The 1473-nt window shown below is 41.8% G+C and carries 1 protein-coding gene; it reads right to left on the bottom strand.

The window, feature by feature from the left end:
- A partial coding sequence (locus tag Q0590_RS37245) for a right-handed parallel beta-helix repeat-containing protein (protein WP_302042769.1) occupies positions 1 to 1473 on the bottom strand: 1473 nt, incomplete at both ends.

The raw sequence follows: 1473 nt of genomic DNA, 5'->3' as shown, positions 1-1473 counted from the left end.
TTGGGTTGTGCTCAAGGCGTACATGGCCTGCATCCATAGTGATATCGGCTTCATATACTTCTACATTATCCACCCACAAAGTACCATCACTTTCTCCAAAATCAAAACGCAGGGCGGCAGAACTGGTGCTGCCGGTAGGCTCAAACAAAAACTCATAATCGGTGCGGCTCGTCGTTGATTTATACGTTCTACTCTCTAAATATTGGTTTGTAACATTATTATTCATCAACCCTATCTGTAGAGTTCTGTCTGCATTAGAGCTGAGAACACTAAACTTCACAATGTACTTTTTGTTTTTATCGACGCTGCCCACATTGCCTCTAAAGTGGGCGTCTTTTCCTGTTTTATAAGCAAAAGAGGCTCTCATACTACCACCACTGCTAAGCTTATTGGTATTATCCCAGTTGATGCGCAGGCTGCCTCCGGAATGATAGCTAAGAATGCCTGAAACATTGGAGTCAAAGCTTTTGTTGGGGAATTTATTGCTACTTGTCAAGCGGTTGATCCGGTAATGAGGCATCGGTTTGTTTTCAGCAGAGCCAGATTCATGGCCATGCACTTTTTTCCAGGCATTCAGATTATATCTGTTAATCGATTGTGAACTGCCATAACGGTTGGTAATGGCTGTAACAGCGATCACTGAGGTAGATATGGTTCTGGTGTAATAGTTGTTGGAAAAAGAACCAAACTGGGAGATATCATTGTCTTTAGTAAACAAAGCCATCAATTCCTGCCCTTTCTCTTTAGAAGCTAACACGTTGTATTTGAACGTAACATTGCGGATGGGTTTATCGGCTGCTACTTTGTCATGCTCCATAAGCACCTGATAGTCGCGGTTGTCAAAAAAGGTATTGCTATGGATGTTCAGATTGCGTGAGTTATGTACATACAAGCCATAGGTACAATCGCTAACCGTGTTGCGGGCAATCTCCACATTGGCTGTGTTATCGTCCATATACACGCCCTTTGCTAAACGAAGGGCAGGATTCGCTGTTCCTTCCGGCGCGCCTGTACCCTTAAGAATAATGTTGTCAATTACCTTCTGACCATATAGTGTAGTAGAGCCACCATCCAGATTATTCCAGGTATGAATAGCTCCGCCATCATCTTTAATGTAGCAAAAGTTCTCTACATAGTTTTTGCTCACAATGCTGTTGTTGCCACGGAATGATAAAGGATTATAACCTGTATTAATAATGCTGTTATTTTCAATTTTTACGTTGTTCCCCATAGCTATAATAGCCTGATAGGTAAAATTGTTACTTCCTCCCATACCCACTATATAGCCTACATTCTTGATCTGATTGTTGCGGATGGTGGCGCCCGGACATTCCCAGGTCATCGATACTACATCATTATAAGTATTATTGATGACAGAGTTTTCTAAAGTAAAGTTTTTAGTATAAAAGCCATATACCGCATCGCCTCCAGAGAAGGTAATGTTGCAATTGGCTACTGTGACATCAGTGGTTC

This window comes from Rhodocytophaga aerolata (genome assembly GCF_030503435.1).
GTDB classification, from domain to species: Bacteria; Bacteroidota; Bacteroidia; order Cytophagales; family 172606-1; genus Rhodocytophaga; species Rhodocytophaga aerolata.
The sequence above is the reverse complement of the archived record's forward strand: the minus strand, read 5'-3'. Positions and strand labels throughout refer to the sequence as shown.